18 protein-coding genes are annotated in these 17218 nt (G+C 38.7%); 1 reads left to right on the top strand and 17 read right to left on the bottom strand.

Features of this window, described 5'->3' with window-relative positions:
• Positions 1-70: 70 nt before the first annotated feature.
• The 4 genes from G4Z02_RS07060 to G4Z02_RS07045 form a co-directional block, all read right to left on the bottom strand.
• Positions 71-778 (bottom strand): HAD family hydrolase, encoded by a 708-nt coding sequence (locus G4Z02_RS07060; protein ID WP_258877309.1) that lies wholly within the window; start codon positions 776-778, stop codon positions 71-73.
• A gap of 4 nt (positions 779-782) precedes the next feature.
• On the bottom strand, positions 783-1511 hold the full coding sequence (locus tag G4Z02_RS07055) for a YwaF family protein (RefSeq protein WP_258877308.1): 729 nt from the start codon (positions 1509-1511) through the stop codon (positions 783-785).
• 92 nt (positions 1512-1603) lie between these two features.
• Complete coding sequence (locus tag G4Z02_RS07050; RefSeq protein ID WP_258877307.1) at positions 1604-2041, bottom strand: hypothetical protein; 438 nt, start codon at positions 2039-2041, stop codon at positions 1604-1606.
• A 65-nt stretch (positions 2042-2106) separates the two neighbouring features.
• A complete protein-coding gene (locus tag G4Z02_RS07045) occupies positions 2107-3069 on the bottom strand; it encodes a hypothetical protein (protein ID WP_258877306.1) in 963 nt (320 codons plus the stop codon).
• Positions 3070-3244: 175 nt separating this feature from the next.
• Here G4Z02_RS07045 and G4Z02_RS07040 point away from each other — a divergent pair, with 175 nt between their 5' ends.
• Complete coding sequence (locus tag G4Z02_RS07040) at positions 3245-3928, top strand: hypothetical protein (protein ID WP_258877305.1); 684 nt, start codon at positions 3245-3247, stop codon at positions 3926-3928.
• A 44-nt stretch (positions 3929-3972) separates the two neighbouring features.
• Here G4Z02_RS07040 and G4Z02_RS07035 read toward each other — a convergent pair whose 3' ends face one another.
• From G4Z02_RS07035 to G4Z02_RS06975, 13 genes are all read right to left on the bottom strand, one after another.
• Complete coding sequence (locus G4Z02_RS07035) at positions 3973-5157, bottom strand: glycine C-acetyltransferase (RefSeq protein ID WP_258877304.1); 1185 nt, start codon at positions 5155-5157, stop codon at positions 3973-3975.
• A 4-nt stretch (positions 5158-5161) separates the two neighbouring features.
• Positions 5162-6223, bottom strand: coding sequence for an L-threonine 3-dehydrogenase (tdh, locus tag G4Z02_RS07030; protein ID WP_258877303.1), 1062 nt, complete (start codon positions 6221-6223; stop codon positions 5162-5164).
• Between the two features lie 297 nt (positions 6224-6520).
• Complete coding sequence (locus G4Z02_RS07025; RefSeq protein WP_258877302.1) at positions 6521-7192, bottom strand: response regulator; 672 nt, start codon at positions 7190-7192, stop codon at positions 6521-6523.
• Positions 7189-8760, bottom strand: a complete 1572-nt coding sequence (locus G4Z02_RS07020) for an ATP-binding protein (protein ID WP_258877301.1) — start codon at positions 8758-8760, stop codon at positions 7189-7191. Before G4Z02_RS07020 ends, G4Z02_RS07025 begins: the two co-directional genes overlap by 4 nt.
• 268 nt (positions 8761-9028) lie before the next feature.
• Positions 9029-10306 carry a helix-turn-helix domain-containing protein gene (locus tag G4Z02_RS07015; protein ID WP_258877300.1) on the bottom strand — a complete coding sequence of 426 codons (1278 nt, stop codon included), beginning with the start codon at positions 10304-10306 and terminating at the stop codon, positions 9029-9031.
• A gap of 65 nt (positions 10307-10371) precedes the next feature.
• Complete coding sequence (gene pruA, locus G4Z02_RS07010; RefSeq protein ID WP_258877299.1) at positions 10372-11928, bottom strand: L-glutamate gamma-semialdehyde dehydrogenase; 1557 nt, start codon at positions 11926-11928, stop codon at positions 10372-10374.
• A gap of 16 nt (positions 11929-11944) precedes the next feature.
• Positions 11945-13090 (bottom strand): NAD(P)/FAD-dependent oxidoreductase, encoded by a 1146-nt coding sequence (locus tag G4Z02_RS07005; RefSeq protein WP_258877298.1) that lies wholly within the window; start codon positions 13088-13090, stop codon positions 11945-11947.
• Positions 13080-13361: a (2Fe-2S)-binding protein gene (locus tag G4Z02_RS07000; protein WP_258877297.1), complete on the bottom strand. Its 282-nt coding sequence runs from the start codon at positions 13359-13361 to the stop codon at positions 13080-13082. Before G4Z02_RS07000 ends, G4Z02_RS07005 begins: the two co-directional genes overlap by 11 nt.
• Positions 13358-13837 (bottom strand): 4Fe-4S binding protein, encoded by a 480-nt coding sequence (locus tag G4Z02_RS06995; protein WP_258877296.1) that lies wholly within the window; start codon positions 13835-13837, stop codon positions 13358-13360. Before G4Z02_RS06995 ends, G4Z02_RS07000 begins: the two co-directional genes overlap by 4 nt.
• Positions 13827-14921, bottom strand: coding sequence for an NAD(P)/FAD-dependent oxidoreductase (locus G4Z02_RS06990; RefSeq protein WP_258877295.1), 1095 nt, complete (start codon positions 14919-14921; stop codon positions 13827-13829). The genes G4Z02_RS06995 and G4Z02_RS06990 overlap by 11 nt, the downstream gene beginning before the upstream one ends.
• A complete protein-coding gene (locus G4Z02_RS06985) occupies positions 14908-15222 on the bottom strand; it encodes a (2Fe-2S)-binding protein (RefSeq protein WP_258877294.1) in 315 nt (104 codons plus the stop codon). The genes G4Z02_RS06990 and G4Z02_RS06985 overlap by 14 nt, the downstream gene beginning before the upstream one ends.
• Positions 15223-15307: 85 nt before the next feature.
• The gene (locus G4Z02_RS06980) at positions 15308-15997 is read right to left on the bottom strand and encodes a hypothetical protein (protein WP_258877293.1); all 690 of its coding nucleotides are present in this window, start codon (positions 15995-15997) and stop codon (positions 15308-15310) included.
• An 11-nt stretch (positions 15998-16008) separates the two neighbouring features.
• Entirely contained in the window at positions 16009-17178 is a 1170-nt protein-coding gene (locus tag G4Z02_RS06975) for an amidohydrolase (protein WP_258877292.1), read from the bottom strand.
• Positions 17179-17218 lie beyond the last annotated feature (40 nt).

Raw genomic sequence — 17218 nt, 5'->3', positions numbered from 1 at the left:
TCATCACCTTTTATTATTATAACAAAGAACCATGATTTCCCCAATAAAAAAGAAAAACGACTTGCGTCGTTTATACGTGTGGTAATTGTTTTACAAAGGCCAAAAAGTCTTTATAAGAGCCCGTGTAGTCTGCTGTATTATCCAAGTCATGCGTGTTAATCAAACAATCGGTCAAGAGATAGGTAGAGATTCCTAGCTTCGCAGCTGGTAAATCATCAAAGACATCATTACCAACCATCATACATTCTTCTGGTTGTTTCCCAATTTTATCCAGTACTTCTTGGAAAAACTCGGGGTATGGTTTACTGTATCGATTTTCCTCAAATGATGTAATGTGGGTAAACCACTCGGGGTTTAATCCAGCCCAGTTAATCCGATGAATATTCGCGCGATATGGAAACAATGGATTGGTCGCTATAACTAGTGTATAGCCCTTTTCTTTCAATATTTGGACGGCTTCAATCATTTCTTTTGATTGATTCGTGGATGCTTGTACATTAGCAAACAAGGTTTCATAGTACGTTGTAAAATGCTCTTTATACGCGTCAATGTCGCCTTCAATTAGAGTATCAAAATGTTCCATAAAAATATCTTCGTTCGTCCGGCCATCATTGGTTTGAATCATGACTTCGGTCGCTTGTAAGACTTTCTTAGCTAATAGTTTGGGATCGGTCCAATTGTAAAAATGTTTTCCCATATTATGGAAATACAAATCTAAAAAATGATTGATATCCATGGGGAGCAATGTCCCATCAAGGTCAAACAAAATCGTATTCATCGAATCACTTCTTTCGTGATACAATCGCCATTGTTACACCGAACGTGATTGCAATCATAATATAGCCAAGTGCAATCATCGACATCGTGTAAACAACCTGATGAATATCACGCAAGAACACCAATGGACTTCCATTACCTGTGTTTAAGAGCATATAATCTTTATCCCAAATAAGATTCACAATTAATGCAATCACCATAATGATGGTTGTAAAATACATCGCCTGAAGCATCGATTTTCTCGAGATCGACACATATCCCGCTTTCACCATATACCAGGGGATAAAAATCATTAACCCATGGTAAATAAAACTGATAAATGGCAGATAGTTATCCTCTAAGCTAAACCATGTTTCATTACTTCCAATGATATTTACCGGCATCACAAGCGCAGTAATTCCAGCAATCAGTACGACACCAAACCCAGCTGCTTTTGCCCAGTGATGTAACCAATAGTCTTTTTTAACAAAAACAATTATCGGAAATGCATATAGTGGTAAACTACATAAATGAAGCGGAATATGATTCATTGGAAACGATCCGTCTCGAATAATCAAATACCCTAATTTCAACACTTCAAATACGTAAAACAAAATCAATGCAATAATCATGAATCGTCGCTCATCTTTGACATATTTCTTAAATACAAAGTATAAGACAACATTCAGTATGGCAACAAAAATCAATCCCTCAATGTGCTTAGCACCAAATATTGGTGCGGTCAATATCATCATCTAAATCACTCCTTCACATACCACATCATTATACAAAAAATCCGGGTAATATGCAATATAAATTCAAGCAATAAAAAAGAGGATATTCTCCTCTAATTTACCAATACATCCATCAAATCAATTAATTTCTTTTCGGGGACGTCTTTTCCAACATCAAAGCGCAGCATCTCTGGTTGAGCACTACCGCTTTGAACGACGAATCGCAATTCCTTTTTCTTACCAACAGATATGATCAATCCGATGATAAGAATCACAAAAAAGATTGCAAAAATAATCGGTGGATTTGGATTATATCCTAGAAACATTGTGTCGTATGCATAATGGGCAAATCCTCCAAAAATGGCAGCGACAACCATCCACAATAACAAGCGATAGTTCGTAAAGCGATGCGTTGCCACTTCGGCTGCAAATATTTTATCATTACGCACTGTTACTTGCCGGGCAATCGCTCCGGTTTTATCAATCGTTTTAAATACCGATATTTTCGCACTTACTTCGACAAGTGTTTTTTCATTTAATTGTAATTCCATGATTTCCTCCTAAAGTTATCCATCTATTCAACTATTATTATGATGGGTTTTGTCTTGAATGTCAATTATCCTTTTAAATCAATATAATATCGTTTTAATAAATGATTCTCAATCGCATTTTCCAAATCAAAACGCGCTTGTAATTTCGTTTGTTTTATCGCATCAAACAACCGTTGATTCCGTTCTTCCAGACGAGTAATATCCGCTTCTGTAGGGGTAATCCCTCTTCGCTCTTTCGCTGTTTCTTTGGAGACGATGATTAAATTCCAAATGTCACAACCATAGATAAAATGAAACGGAATTAAGTGTTCCAAAGAGATGTCATCAAGATCAAGATGTTCATTGGTAAAGAAATCAGTTGCACCATGCAAATGATCATATTGTAACAATAAATTCCGATATTTAATCAGATTTTGTCGGCGGATTTTATCCTCTTTTGATCCAATCACTTTGCGAATAACATTGGGCGCTTTATTATACTCTTCAATTAACAATGCCCAACGATAGTCAATCAATTGATGGACGAGACCATCGTGTTGTTGCAAGGACGCGATTGCTTCTGGGGCAAACACCAATCGTTTCAATTGCAAGTCCAATTCAAATAGCTCCAGTTTTTCTTTACGATGAACTCTAAATTTTGCCGCAACACCTTTGGTAAATATCGTAATAAATTTTTTCACTTGTCGCTCAAATCGAACGGGATTCCGTTTTAAGAACGATTCGACTTTATCATACCATACTTTATAGGTTACGTTTGTGTGTCCATAAAACTCATCATGAATTTCTTGAATACGCGCTTCAAGTACGCTACTAGGACCTTGTGACAATCCGAAAAAATCAAGTAAATTCCAATAATACTTCATGACTTTTTGAACGATATTGTATTGATATATAGCAATACCATCTTCGACTTCTTCTATTTCTTTTGCTTCAATACACTCTAGTATCGCCCGAGCAAAAGCCAACTTGTAGGTATTATCATGTTCAATCGATTCTATCACCTTGATAAACTTTTGTACGTATTCCATATTGTCACCCCAAATATCATTGTACTATCTATCTTTATTATATAACAAATCAACCCGATAACACGAATATAAATTAGATAAATTCTGCATAAGTACATAAATTTCAATTCTTTTCCAATAAAAATCCATGGTATACTGTTATATAGGTGAAATCAAATAAAGGAGGACACCATCCATGAGATTACTCGTATTAGGTTCATTATTATTATCCAGCGGTACTGCAGTTGCAATGCAGAATGAAACCGTTCAAGAAGAAGCAGGTAAATTATATCAACGTGCTCGTTATCACGTCGTTCGTCGTTTCCAAGGGCGACTGGTTGATACCGTTCAGGAATCCGGATTTCCATATCCCCCAGAATCCTATTTGGAAAACCTTACGGAAGAACAGCAAACAGCAGTTTTAACAACGATTGATAAAATCAATGCGGAGTACGATTGGGCGAACATGAGTGAAGAAGAAATCATTGATGCCTTACACGCCATTCGTGACGAGATGCAAGCACTCTACGAAGAACTAGGCATTGAAGGTCCTACACTCCGTGAACGCATTCGTGAAGCAATCCAACATCGCCGAACAGAAAATGTTCGAGAAAATGGAATTCAGTACCCTCGTGAAGCCTTTTTGGACACCCTTACCGAGGAACAACAAACTGCTCTCACAACCGTTATTGATACAGCAAATGCCACCTATGATTGGGCAACCATGACGGATGAAGAAATTGAAACTGCATTACAAACAGTTCATGAAGAGCTGCAAGCTGTCGCTGATGAATACGGATTCGAGCTTCCAACATTTCAAGATCGATTCCAACACATGCAACGTCCGTGGCATCGTCATCGAATGTTTGACGAAGAATAATATCAACAATTCAACAAAAAAGAGAACAAAATTGTTCTCTTTTTTTAAATGATGTTCAGTTCTTTTCCAACTCGTTCAAACTGCGCAATCGCAAAGTCTAAATTGTCTTTTGTATGGGAGGCACTGATCATAACACGTAATCGACCCGTACCTTTCGGAACTGTTGGGAACACAATTCCTGATACATAAACACCTGCTTCAAGCAAGGCTTTTGAGAACGCCATTGTTTTTGCTTCATTGCCTATGATTACAGGTGTAATCGGTGTTTCACTATGACCTGTATCAAACCCTAGAGTACCAAGCTTTTCTTTGAAGTATGTTGCATTATCCCACAGTTTAGTTGTGTATTCATCACTTTCCATTAGCATCTTGACACTCTCGATAGCAGCAGCAGTTGCAGCCGGTGGAAGAGCAGTACTGAATAGTAATGGTCGCGCACGATGACTGAGCCATGTTTTGGTTTCTTTTTTGGACGCTACATAACCACCAACAACACCAATCGCCTTACTCAATGTTCCGATAATGAAATCAACGCGACCATGCAAACCAAAGTGATCAACACTACCTCGCCCACTTTCACCTAAAACACCACTACCATGAGCATCGTCGACATATGTCATTGCATCGAACTCTTCGGCAAGTGCAACAATGTCTGGTAGTTTTGCCAAATCACCGTCCATACTGAAGACACCATCGGTAATAATTAACACGTTCTTATAATTATGTCGTTTTTCCTCCAAAACGCGACGTAAATCGTTCATATCACTATGTTTAAATATCGCTTTATCTGCTTTACTTAACCGTACACCATCAATAATCGATGCATGATTCAACTCATCACTAATAATCAAGTCACCACGATCTACAATCGCTTGAATCACACCAATATTACAATTTAAGCCGGATTGAAAACACATTACAGCATCTTCGTGTTTGAACTCTGCCAACAAATCTTCTAGTTGTTCAATTAAATCATAATTACCGACAATGGTTCGAACAGCCCCTGCTCCCGCACCGTATTTTTGTACCGCATCAATCGCTGCTTGTTTTACACGTGGATGATTTGCGAGTCCCAAATAGTTGTTACTTGAGAGGTTTACAACCTCATGTCCATTTAGGTTAATCACATTATCACACGGTCCGTAATTAACTGGTAATTCGCGATATACTCCATCATTTTTCAGTTGTTCAATTTTCTCTTTTAAATATGTTAACTCATGTTTGTTCATCGTATCACTTCCTTGGATCGACAATTATTTTGCCGCAGTTTCCACTACCCATAATCTCCATCGCTTCTTCGATTTTACTCATCGGATACGTATGTGTAATCAAGGTATCGAGATCGAGCATGTCGTTGTCGATTAACTCTTTCACTTGATGCCAAGTCTCATAAATTCGCCGACCGACAACACCATATATTTGAATTCCTTTAAAGACGATATCATTCGCCACATCAACATCAATATCTTTTGATGGAATCCCGAGCATACTTAATCCGCCACCACGTTTTAAGTACTTAAAGGACTGTTCAATCGCCGTCTTGTTTCCACTGAACTCACCAATGACATCAACTCCACGCCCTTCGGTTTCTTCTAAAACGCGTTGAATCACATCTTCTTTCAGCGGATTAATTACAACATCCGCTCCAAGTTTTTTCGCAAGACCTAGTCGATATTCATTCACTTCGACAGCGATGATTTTTGTTGCTTTATACGCCTTTGCAACATTCACACCCATTAGCCCAATTGGTCCACACCCAACAATAACAACATCCTTTCCTTCAACCGGAAAATGGGCCATAGTATGCACGGCATTTCCAAGTGGTTCTTGAACACTTAAATGCAGTGGATTTTTATCTGGAGAGTTGACAAAGCAATTCATCGCTGGAATTCGTACATATTCCGCAAAGGCTCCATCGGTATCGACACCAATGATTTTTGTGTTTTCACATATGTGTCCATTATCACTTTTACAAAATTGACACTCACCACATATGATATGCGTTTCCGCACTAACAATGTCGCCGAGTTTTACACGCGTCACCTCTGTACCAATTTTGACAACTTCACCACAAAATTCATGGCCAGCTGTAAAGGGGAGTTTTAATCGTTTTTTGGCCCAATCATCGTACTCATAAATATGATGGTCCGTACCACATATACTTGTATATGTAACACGAATCAAGACCTCATCCGGTTGCAACTCTGAGGGTATTGGCTTTGTTGTTAATGTTAGTCCTTGTTGTGGTTGATCTTTGACAACCACGCGCATCATGCCATTCAATTCATCTGTCATAATGGTCTCCTTCATCAAGTTTAATAAAAACGCTTACATACAAGCCTATTATAACACAATAAACAATAATGTTAAGGGTTATTCTCATTCTCTCAAAAAAAACATATTTTTCACTTTTTCGATGAAAATATTTTCAAAGAAAAAAAGGAAAATTGTGGGGATTTTCCTCCTTTTCTTGTTACTTGCGGAGCACATATGTCGAAAAAATATGACACTGTTGCAACCTTATTATAACAAGAGAAAACTAACAATATAATTTTCGAAATTAAAGAAAATAAAAAAAAGCCTCAATCGAGGCTATTTTATGTAGTATTTATACTTCGGACGACCAACTGTACCATAATCCATTTGTTTATCGATTGAACCGTTTTCCGAAAGGTAATCCAAATACTTGCGTAACGATACCTTACTCAAATTCGTAATCTCTGATATCTCCTCGACATCCAATAAACGATGTTTGTGTTTATGCAATGCTTCGGTAACATAGAGTAACGTACTCTCTTGCAACCCTTTTGGTAGTGCTGTATCACTACCATTGCTAAACATCTGATCGATTTCTTTTTGGGATAACTTACCATTTTCGGTAAACATTTTATATTTCAACTCGCAGCGTAAAACCGCTTGGTTAAAACGCTCTTGTGAAAATGGTTTTACCAAGTAATCGACAACACCCAGATTCAAAAACTCACTGATTGTTTTATTATCATTTACTGCGGTAATTGGTATCACGCTGATGGTGCTACCTTCTTCACGCAACAATTTCAACACTTCAAGTCCTGTTAGTTTCGGCATCTGCACATCTAAAATCACCAAATCAATAGACGCTTCATTGAGTTTTATATACTCAAACGCCTCCAACCCATTATCAATCGTTTCAAGAATATTAAAACTACCCAATTCATTTAAGTAATGCTTATGAATATGAGCCACCATCGGATCGTCTTCTACGATAAGAATATTTAGTTTCATTCTGTCACCTTCATTAATATAATCTCAATTTTGGTTTCTTTCGCACTACTCTTGATGTTCTTAGAACCTTGATATAGAAGTACAATTTCATTGACAAGACTAAGTCCTGTTCCCCGACTTGTTCCTTGTTTAGTACTAACACCACGTTCAAACATTTTATCTAGGACCTCAGATGCAATACCACCGGCTTGATCAATTACTGTCATTTTTATCATGTCATCGTCTTCAATAATATCAACAACAATGCGTTTACTTTCAATATCCCGTGCAGCATATGCTTCAAACGAGTTATCAATGAGATTCCCAAGGACTAAGACAATGTCATCTGAGCTAATTGGTGAATGTTTCTTTCCGAGATAGGAATCACTTGTTAGCAACAATGTTGCATTATACTCTTTCGACTGGATCTCTTTTCCAACAAACAACGCTAGCACCTTATCATCTTTTAAGCGTGAAGTATAGTAATCACTCGCGAGATTGGTCGTATATACCCGCTCCATAATGTAGTTTTCAGCTTGTTGATAATCTTTCATCTTAATTAAACCAAGTACAACATGCAATTTATTTTGGAATTCATGTTTTTGCGACCGTAACGCCTCAGCAATTTGTTGATATCCTTTTATTTGATCAATCAACGAATCAACCTCTAAATGAGTACGGAAAATTGCGGTTGCCCCAATGACTTCATTATTTTGATATAACGGGAAGGCATTCATTAGTAATTTCAAATCTTGAATTTTTTTATATTTATTCAGAACGTGGGTTTCTCGTTCGATAATCTCTTGAAAATCAACATACGGGAACACGTCTTTTACATTTAACCCAACAATATCATCGGACACATGAAACATACTCTTTAACATCGGATTAATCGTGGTTATGATATAGTCCTTATCAATTGATATCAATGCTTCATTTAATTGTTCAATTACGCTTTTGTTTTCGGAATACAACAAGGCGATTTCATCAGGACGGAATCCTAAAAGTTCACTAATATATCGTTTACTTAGCCAAATCAATCCGACAACCGATATCACAAAGCCAACACCAAATCCGGATGAATAGACGAGTACTGTATGTAACTTAACCTGGTTAATATCCTCAATCAGTACTTCAACAATAGCAGCCCCGATGATTGTATCATCATCAACAATCGGAACAAATGCTTTGCGAGACTCTCCTAAACTAGACGAATCGGTTAATACATACGTCTCTCCTTGTAAGGCCCGATTGACATCGTCTTGTTCATACGGTGAGGAAATCAAAGATTCCTCGACATGGGAATATCGAATTTTATCCACACTGACAATCTCAATCAATGACAACAAGGGAACATCATCATAATAGGATTCTACCATTTGATTGATTGTAGTTTGATTCCCTTGTAATTGAGCGATAATCTCTTCGTCTGTGGCAATGATATTTGTGATATTCAACAAGTTGGTATTATACGTAGAATCAATGTGATGAAATTCTTGGGTAATTACAAAAAATGCCATCAATGTATAGACGACGAGCATTAAAACGGCAAGAATAACAATAATGCGATTAGCTGGTTTAAATTTCATAACATCACTCTCTTTCTTTATTATATCATATGAAAGAGTCTCCTTATACACAAAAAAAATAATGACAATCGTCATTATTTTTTAAATTGCGTCCCTTCTCTTGACATAATTCTTCCCGTATCCGCAATGGTAATCCCTTACTTATATTATTACTGATATTCGGGTAGAATTCAAGAGATACATGTTATTTTACAATATACTTAAATATTATCATTAAGCACTCTGAATACTTCATTGTAAACAAAATAGGTGTACTTATTGTTATTATTTACGAATTTAACTGTCCAAAGCTACGAATTCCACGTGCTTGTTCACTCAGTTCTAAAGCTTGTTTGTAATGTCGACTTTGACGATAGTACACAATCAGTAAATCATATGCGAACATTAACAGTTCCAAATCCATATGCGCTTTTGTAAAATCGATGAGTTCTTCTAGTTTTGCAACATACACTGTTTCTTCTAAGACATATGCTTGCAATGTATGTGCAACCAATGTAAAGAACATCTGATCACGTTTGTGATGGACTAGGATTACATCCTGCATCGCATGTTGATACATTTCTCTAACTCTATCAATATTCCCTTGATACGCTGCTACATCCATTTTTACAATCAGACTAATTGGATTATCATGCACAACGAGATTCACGGTTCGTTCGACATCTTGATATCGTTTTTGCAATAAATAAGATACCGCGCGAATACTGTGGCATTGATCGAGCAGTGATAGCTCATTGAACTCCGTTCCATAATGACACACTTTATCCAAATACAAATCAACAGCATCATACTTATGAAGCAACATGTGAGAATAGGCGATCGATAATCGGACTTTCATCGCTCGCATATAATTGATATCCGCTTCTAACTCATCAATGGTTTGATCCGCTAATTGTTGCGCATCCATAAACATAAACATTTTTACTTCACAGCGAATAACATAATCATTGATCAGTGGATCAATACTTGCATTCCCTATTTTTCGAGCTTGTAACAACATCTCATAACCGCGCTTATAATCCCCATGGTTATACGCATCAATCCCAAATATAAGGAATTTAACTTGTTGTTGCTCCTCGGAAAGAAGGGAGCTAACCCGCTTTAATAAATCTAAATTCTGACGTAAATAAGACGTCATCGAGTCACTAATTGCTGCATGTAAGAATCGCAGCAATGAATAATCGATGATGACGATGGAATTGAGATATTTTTCCTCTTCTGCCTCAAGGATTGAGATATCATCCAATGTCCGTTCTAAACGATCCATATATAGGTTGTTAAAAACACGATTATAGCGTTCAGTAAACTCCGAAATCAGTGTTTCATCATCACGATATTCAATGTGAAGAATCGCAAATAAATCACGAAGCGTTTCCGAGTTGGCTACGACTTTTCCCGTTTCAATATTGGCTATAAATGTATGTGAAATATTCGCCAATTCCGAGAGGTCGCGCAACGATAGATTGGCTTTTAATCGTGCATAACGCAATGTGATTCCTAAGATTACTTGCGAGTGTTTCTTATGGATTTGTAAATTGATGTTCATCTAACCACCCCTAGTACTTCTATTATACATTGGAAACTCAAAAAAAAGGCAATAAATTGCCTTTTTTACAACCACTCACTAATGGATTTAGCTTGCATATGCAACAATAAATAGTCCGGTCCACCAGCTTTGCTGTCGGTACCACTCATATTGAACCCACCAAATGGTTGATAACCTACAATCGCTCCGGTACATTTTCGATTGAAGTATAAATTACCAACATGGAATTCATGTCGAGCTTGTTCAAGATGCATCCGATTATTGGATATAACGGCACCGGTAAGTCCGTACTCGGTATTGTTTGCAACGTCCAATCCTTCTTGGAAACTCGATACTTTCGTAACAGCTAGTACAGGACCAAAGACTTCTTCTTGCATGATTCGGGATTCAGGATCACAATCGATAATCACGGTCGGATCAACAAACCATCCCACATCTTTTCGTGATGTACCTCCCGTGAGAAGCGTACCTTCTTGACGACCAATTTCAATGTAAGATGTCACTTTCTCAAATGCTTTTTCATCATTTAGTGGCCCCATGAAATTATCAAAATCACGTGGATCACCGACACGTAAAGCTTCGGTTTTTTCCTTGATTTTCGCAACTACTTCATCGTAGACATCTTGATGAATAATTGCCCGTGAGCATGCACTACATTTTTGGCCACTGAAGCCAAATGCTGCCTTGACAATCGATTCTGCTGCAAGTTCTGTATCGGCATCACCATCGACTAACATCGCATCTTTTCCACCCATCTCGGCGATGACACGTTTTAACCATTTTTGGCCTTTTTGTATTTTCGCTGCATTGAGATTGATAATCTGACCAACGGCTTTACTACCGGTAAAAGATACAAATCTGGTTTGAGGATGCTGAACCATCCACTCTCCGATTTCTGGTCCATCACCAGGAATAAAGTTTACGACGCCATCGGGTAGTCCAGCTTCATGCAATACTTCCATAAACTTATATGCAATCACTTGCGTTGTAATCGCTGGTTTCAGCAACACGGTATTCCCCGCCACAACAGCCGCACTTGTCATTCCTGTTAAGATTGCTGTTGGGAAATTCCACGGTGTTATGACTGCCGCAACACCAAGGGGAATATACATAAATTCGTTTCGTTCGACATTCCGTCTTGATAATACTTGCTTATCGGCTTCTTCAATCGCGATCATTTGCCGTCCATAATACTCCAAGAAATCAATCGCCTCAGCGGTATCCGCATCAGCTTCAATCCATGGTTTTCCGGCTTCTTTCGTCATCAAGGCATTGAACTCAAAACGGCGTCTGCGTAAAATAGCTGCCGCTTTAAACAAGACATCTGCTCGTACCTTAGCCGGTACTTTTTTCCAGGTTTCAAACGTCTTCAATGCCGCTTCCATTGCAATCTCAGCAACGGCTTCATTGGCTTGATGGACATACCCGATAATCTCGTTATGATTGGCGGGGTTGTACGATGTATAGAGATCATCTGTTACAACATGTTCCCCATTGATGATGAGGGGATAGGTTTCTCCCATATACCCTTCTACAAGGGCGAGAGCGTCTTTATACTTCTGAACATTTTCAGGGTTGGTAAAATCGGTTAATGGTTCTGTTTGGTAGGAATAAATAGCCATTTTTTATACATCCTTTCTAGACAACACTTTTTTCATAAGTATTGTGTGTGCTATTTTTAAAGCGACTGATATGTAGTTCACTCATGTCAATCGTTGGTGGTTGATTTAATATAATTTCACTGAGAAGCAGTCCTGTCATCGGGGCGAACATAAACCCATGTCCACTAAAACCACATGCTAAGTAATACCCTTCTAACTGGTCCGTATCACCAAGAATTGGTTGCCGATCCGGACTAACATTGTAACTTCCACCCCATTGTCGAATCACTCGAAGTTGTCCTAATGGTGGTAGCAACTCTACTGCAGTTTTTGCCATTTCATCCAAAAACTCGTGGCTACTGGATATATCGTGATTATGCTCCACATTGGGATTGCTACGACCCATGATGAAACTACCGTGAGGTACTTGTTGACAGTATATATTTTTACTGAAACTAATGACCATAGGTCCTTGAATCTTTTCAATTGGTTCTGTAACAAGGATTTCATGATTTTCGGAATAGACAGGAATATCAACACCTGCCATTTGTCCGACTTCGTAACTGTATCCTCCGGCCGCATTGACAACCTTACTGGTTAGTACTTCATGATGATCGGTAATTACTTTTTGAATAACACCATCTTTTACGACAATCTCGTTGACGCGTTCGCGATAGAAAAATTGAACACCGAGTTTTTTGGCTGCAGTATAATAGGCATCGGTCATCAAAAATGGATTCAAATGGCCGTCAGTCGGACAGAACGTGGCACTTTTTACGATCTTTTTGTTTAAATGAGGAACAATTTGTAATGCTTCTTCTAAAGTTAATTTTTTGGATGGAATCCCCACTTCATTTTGAAGAGCGACATTCTTTGAAAATTGCTCATCTTCTTCATCGGTCGTTGCCACAATCAGATACCCTTCTTGTTTAAACTCGACATCGCGATGATACTCGAGTTCTTCTTGAGCTCGTTCGAAGAAATCAATGCTCATTTTCGCCATAATACAGTTTCCTTTGGAACTCCATTGTTGGCGAACACCGGCCCCACATCGTCCCGTGGCACCCCCGGTCATATAGTTGTCGTCAAAGACAACAATGTCCTTCATACCCTTTTTTGCTAAATTATAGGCGATTGCGACACCACTGATACCGCCCCCAATAATCACGACATTAGCGTTCATTTTTGGTCGCCTCCACAATCGATTGAAGTTTGACACCAGTGATTAACGGCCGTGTTTTATGAATTTGTACTTCTTGCAAGGGTTTCTTCAAAACCTTCGCAATTTCTCGTTGGACCAACAACCCACAACTGTTGCCCTGACACGGACCCATACCAATACGAAGAATTCGTTTAACATCTTCGAATGTCGTATATCCCTCTTCTAAAACATCATGTAATTCCTGCAATGTGACATCCTCACAGCGACAAATGATTATATTGTTTGGATTCATAGTGGTCTCCTCACGGTAATAAATTCATGCAACAGTGTAACAGGGACCTGCACTTGGAGTAGTGCTGTTTTATCTTGTTTTGCACCAAACGTGACCTTTTCAATGAGACATTGTCCAATGACGTCACCATTGCGATTAACCGCATCCATAATATCGCCTTTTTGAGGACGCGGAACGAATTCATATGGTATTTTATAAATTGCGTAATCGCCTTTGATTTGAACGGTAAAAATCGCTAATCCAGGACAGTTATAGACACATATTCCACAACCGGTACACAATTCAAAATCGACTTGTGGTGGAGTGTTGATATCATCTCCTACGGTAATCGCATGAAAGGGACAGGATGTGCTACACGGATTACAAGGTATTTCTTCATAACACTCGGTAATTGCTTTGGGTTTTACTAATATATCATTATCAGGAAAACGAGATAAGATCAAGTCTTTGCTTGGTACACCATTTTTATTTAGCAACTTGCTCACCTCGCAATTCTTCCAAACCACGTCTTGTCTTTTCACCAAATGGTCCACTACGAAGATTATCCAATTGAGCCTTATAGTCGGCTTTTAATGTATCAAACTCAGGGTGTTGAAAACCGAGTCGCTTCGCAATAATCAATCCGGTATAATACCCCTCAACAATCGCACTACTTGCTTCTTCGACACCACAGACATCTCCAGCAACAAAGACGTTCTTCACACTGGTTTCGTGAAACTCATCGATTACGGCTACCCATCCTCCTAAGAGACCGACATACTTCATATCGGCATCGATCATCGACAATAGATTCGATAATGGACTAAGACCGACACTGATGCATAGCGCATCTACGTCATGGACTTCTTCGGTACCAGCAATCGGATTCCAGTGTTCATCAACTTCTACAATTTCAATTTGTTCTAAGGATTCCCTGCCGATGGCCCGTTGAATAGTTGTGTTTGTTTTGATATCCACGCCAAGTCGTTTTAACTTGGATGCATGCACTTTATATCCACCAATTGTTGGAGCAGCTTCAATCACCATTAGTACGTTCACACCAGCTTGTATCAGTTGATAACTCACAATCAAACCAATGTTCCCACTACCAACCATAATCACGCTTTGTCCCGGTAACACACCGTGAACATTCATGAGTGTTTGCACAGCACCAGCGCCATAAATACCCGGCAAATCGTTGTTTTCAAAGGCTAAGAATTTTTCACTTGCACCGGTTGCGACCAAAATCGCCTTGGCTTGAACTTTCGTATACACGTCGTGTTGGACAATTGTAACAACATAATCGGGATATAGCCCTACGACCGTCGCCTCGGTCATAATCTCAATCTGATCGGGATATTTCATAACATCATCAATCAGGATTTGAGCAATGTCGATTCCCCTGGTTTTCGCATACTGTTTTTCACTACCGAAAAACATGTGGGTTTGTTTGACAAGTTGGCCACCAATTTTATAATCACGTTCCACAATCAACGCTTTTACACCAGCTTCAGCTGCTGTTTTCGCTGCGCTTAAACCTGCTGGCCCACCACCAATAATAACGAGATCATACATGTTCATATAAGACACCTTTATCGGTTTGTGTTTTCACAACCATACCTTCTTCTAGTTTCGTGATACACGTACGAACATTGGGTAATCCATTGACAATCATGTTACACGAAGCACAATTCCCTATGGCACAATAAAAACCACGCGCTCGGTGGTGTTTGATGCTGTGGCTTAATTTTCGTATCCCCAAATTATGGAGAGCCGATGCGATGGTATCACCTTCAATACCTTCGACCGCTTGTCCATCATATGTGAAGTGAATGATGTTGTTCTGTTTAAAATCTAATATCGGATGTTCTTGTATTCTCAACGTCATCTCTCCTCTCCGTTACCATTTTATCATAAAAGCGTTTTCACTCCAAACGGATTTTTGGATATTTTTATCAAATAAGACACTAGTTATTACTAGTGTCTTGAGTCGTTTCTTTTCGAGATATCATTCGATTTAATAAGGCGGAATGAACGCCAATCGTAAGACCAACCATCACCACGATAAACACAAACGCATAGTACGTGGGGATGTATACATTATTGAACAAGGCAACTTGGTTTCGACCAAAATAAATGATATAGAATATCGCGATACCGATCCAGACCAAGTTCAATAATAATCCATAATTGTACAACTTCTTTGGTTCCACAGTCATTGCATAACGACCAATCTTCATCGCTTGTTCCACGGTCATAATGCCTTGCTTGCGATGTTCCATTTCATCAATCGAAAACCCCAATAATCGCCGTTTAACGTACAAGCGAACTTGATGATGACGTGTATTGTACGAAAACAATGAAATATCTTTAAAGTGATAGGTGATTGTTCGATTCAAGGTCGTTATGATTTCATTCTCAAAATCAATTTCCAAATCGACAAACGGTTTCCGATTACCGATAAAAAATAAGATAACGGTGATGACGAACAAGATGAACAATAATCCACCAATCGATAAATAGACAATCATCTCCGCATCAAAAGTATCGACTCCGACGAGTTTCCAACTAATCATAAAACCGATAATTAAAGACGCGATCAAGGTTACAATCACGTTACTAATGAGTTCATCAGAACGATAGTTGCGTCGATACATAAGTCACCTCTCTAAGCTTTTTTATGTACTAGTTCACCATTGATGAAAACCATTTCTGGGCGTGTCATCAAGTCAAAGATGGGTCCATCCCAGACGACAATATCCGCATCTTTACCAACTTCTAACGATCCGACACGGTTATCGATACCATTTAATCGAGCACTGGTTAAGGTCAACGCTTCCAAGGCCGTTTTCTCACTTAATCCTTCTTTGATAAAGAGTGCTGCTTGAACCAAGGTTGTATCCAGTGTAATGACGGGATGATCCGTCATAATCGCAAATTCAACACCATGATCTTCGAGTACTTTGGCTGATGTAAACGATTTGTTCACAAGTTCGTACTTACTTGCATACCCCAGAGTTGGTCCTAAAATCAAACGAGCATTTTCCAACTTCATTTTTTCTGGGATCAAATATGCTTCAGTTGCATGATCTATTGTAACATTCAAATCAAATTCCTTGGCAATCCGTAACGCCGTAACAATATCATCGGCACGGTGGGCATGAATTTTAACTGGCATCCCTTCGAAGACACGCATTAACGAATGTAATTTCATATCAAACGCTGGTTCTTTCGCATCCTCTTCTTCATTCTTCCAAGCATGAATCTTTTTATGATAATCTTTTGCTTTAAACAACCATTCTCGCATTAGCGCAGCGCTAGCCATTCTTGTTCCTGGGTTTTTATTCGCTGTTCCATACACACGTTTTGGATTTTCTCCGAGTGCCATTTTCATGCACGTTTCTTCTTTGACAATCATGTCATCGATGGTTTCACCATAGGTTTTGATAGCCGTAAACGTACCACCGATAATATTCGCACTCCCCGGTCCGGTATTCACGGTTGTTACCCCGGATTTATACGTGTATTCAAATGCCATATCTTTGGCATAGACACTATCGATTCCTCGTAATTCAGGGTAGATTGGGCCACTGGTTTCATTGGTATCATTTCCCTCAAAGCGAATCCCTTCTTCCATCACACCAATATGACAATGCGGATCAACCAATCCAGGGGTTACAATCAACCCTTTCGCATCAATGATTTCCGCATCTGGATATGTTTTTGGATCAATGTCTTTCCCTACGGCAACAATCTTATCTTGATCAACAACAATCGATCCTAAAACATCATTTTCATTCGCTACGGTAAACAGTCTTGCGTTAGTAATAATCTTCATATTTTCTCCTTTTTTCATCGACAATAATCTTTGATTCCAT

Origin of the sequence: Candidatus Xianfuyuplasma coldseepsis (assembly GCF_014023125.1) — a bacterium.
Lineage (GTDB): Bacteria > Bacillota_I > Bacilli_A > Izemoplasmatales > Izemoplasmataceae > Xianfuyuplasma > Xianfuyuplasma coldseepsis.
The sequence above is the reverse complement of the archived record's forward strand: the minus strand, read 5'-3'. Positions and strand labels throughout refer to the sequence as shown.

Coding starts and splice junctions, on each gene's coding strand:
- G4Z02_RS07060 (WP_258877309.1), bottom strand. CDS start 778: ATGAATACGATTTTGTTTGACCTTGATGGGACATTGCTCCCCATGGAT.
- G4Z02_RS07055 (WP_258877308.1), bottom strand. CDS start 1,511: ATGATGATATTGACCGCACCAATATTTGGTGCTAAGCACATTGAGGGA.
- G4Z02_RS07050 (WP_258877307.1), bottom strand. CDS start 2,041: ATGGAATTACAATTAAATGAAAAAACACTTGTCGAAGTAAGTGCGAAA.
- G4Z02_RS07045 (WP_258877306.1), bottom strand. CDS start 3,069: ATGGAATACGTACAAAAGTTTATCAAGGTGATAGAATCGATTGAACAT.
- G4Z02_RS07040 (WP_258877305.1), top strand. CDS start 3,245: ATGAGATTACTCGTATTAGGTTCATTATTATTATCCAGCGGTACTGCA.
- G4Z02_RS07035 (WP_258877304.1), bottom strand. CDS start 5,157: ATGAACAAACATGAGTTAACATATTTAAAAGAGAAAATTGAACAACTG.
- tdh (WP_258877303.1), bottom strand. CDS start 6,223: ATGACAGATGAATTGAATGGCATGATGCGCGTGGTTGTCAAAGATCAA.
- G4Z02_RS07025 (WP_258877302.1), bottom strand. CDS start 7,192: ATGAAACTAAATATTCTTATCGTAGAAGACGATCCGATGGTGGCTCAT.
- G4Z02_RS07020 (WP_258877301.1), bottom strand. CDS start 8,760: ATGAAATTTAAACCAGCTAATCGCATTATTGTTATTCTTGCCGTTTTA.
- G4Z02_RS07015 (WP_258877300.1), bottom strand. CDS start 10,306: ATGAACATCAATTTACAAATCCATAAGAAACACTCGCAAGTAATCTTA.
- pruA (WP_258877299.1), bottom strand. CDS start 11,928: ATGGCTATTTATTCCTACCAAACAGAACCATTAACCGATTTTACCAAC.
- G4Z02_RS07005 (WP_258877298.1), bottom strand. CDS start 13,090: ATGAACGCTAATGTCGTGATTATTGGGGGCGGTATCAGTGGTGTCGCA.
- G4Z02_RS07000 (WP_258877297.1), bottom strand. CDS start 13,361: ATGAATCCAAACAATATAATCATTTGTCGCTGTGAGGATGTCACATTG.
- G4Z02_RS06990 (WP_258877295.1), bottom strand. CDS start 14,921: ATGAACATGTATGATCTCGTTATTATTGGTGGTGGGCCAGCAGGTTTA.
- G4Z02_RS06980 (WP_258877293.1), bottom strand. CDS start 15,997: ATGTATCGACGCAACTATCGTTCTGATGAACTCATTAGTAACGTGATT.
- G4Z02_RS06975 (WP_258877292.1), bottom strand. CDS start 17,178: ATGAAGATTATTACTAACGCAAGACTGTTTACCGTAGCGAATGAAAAT.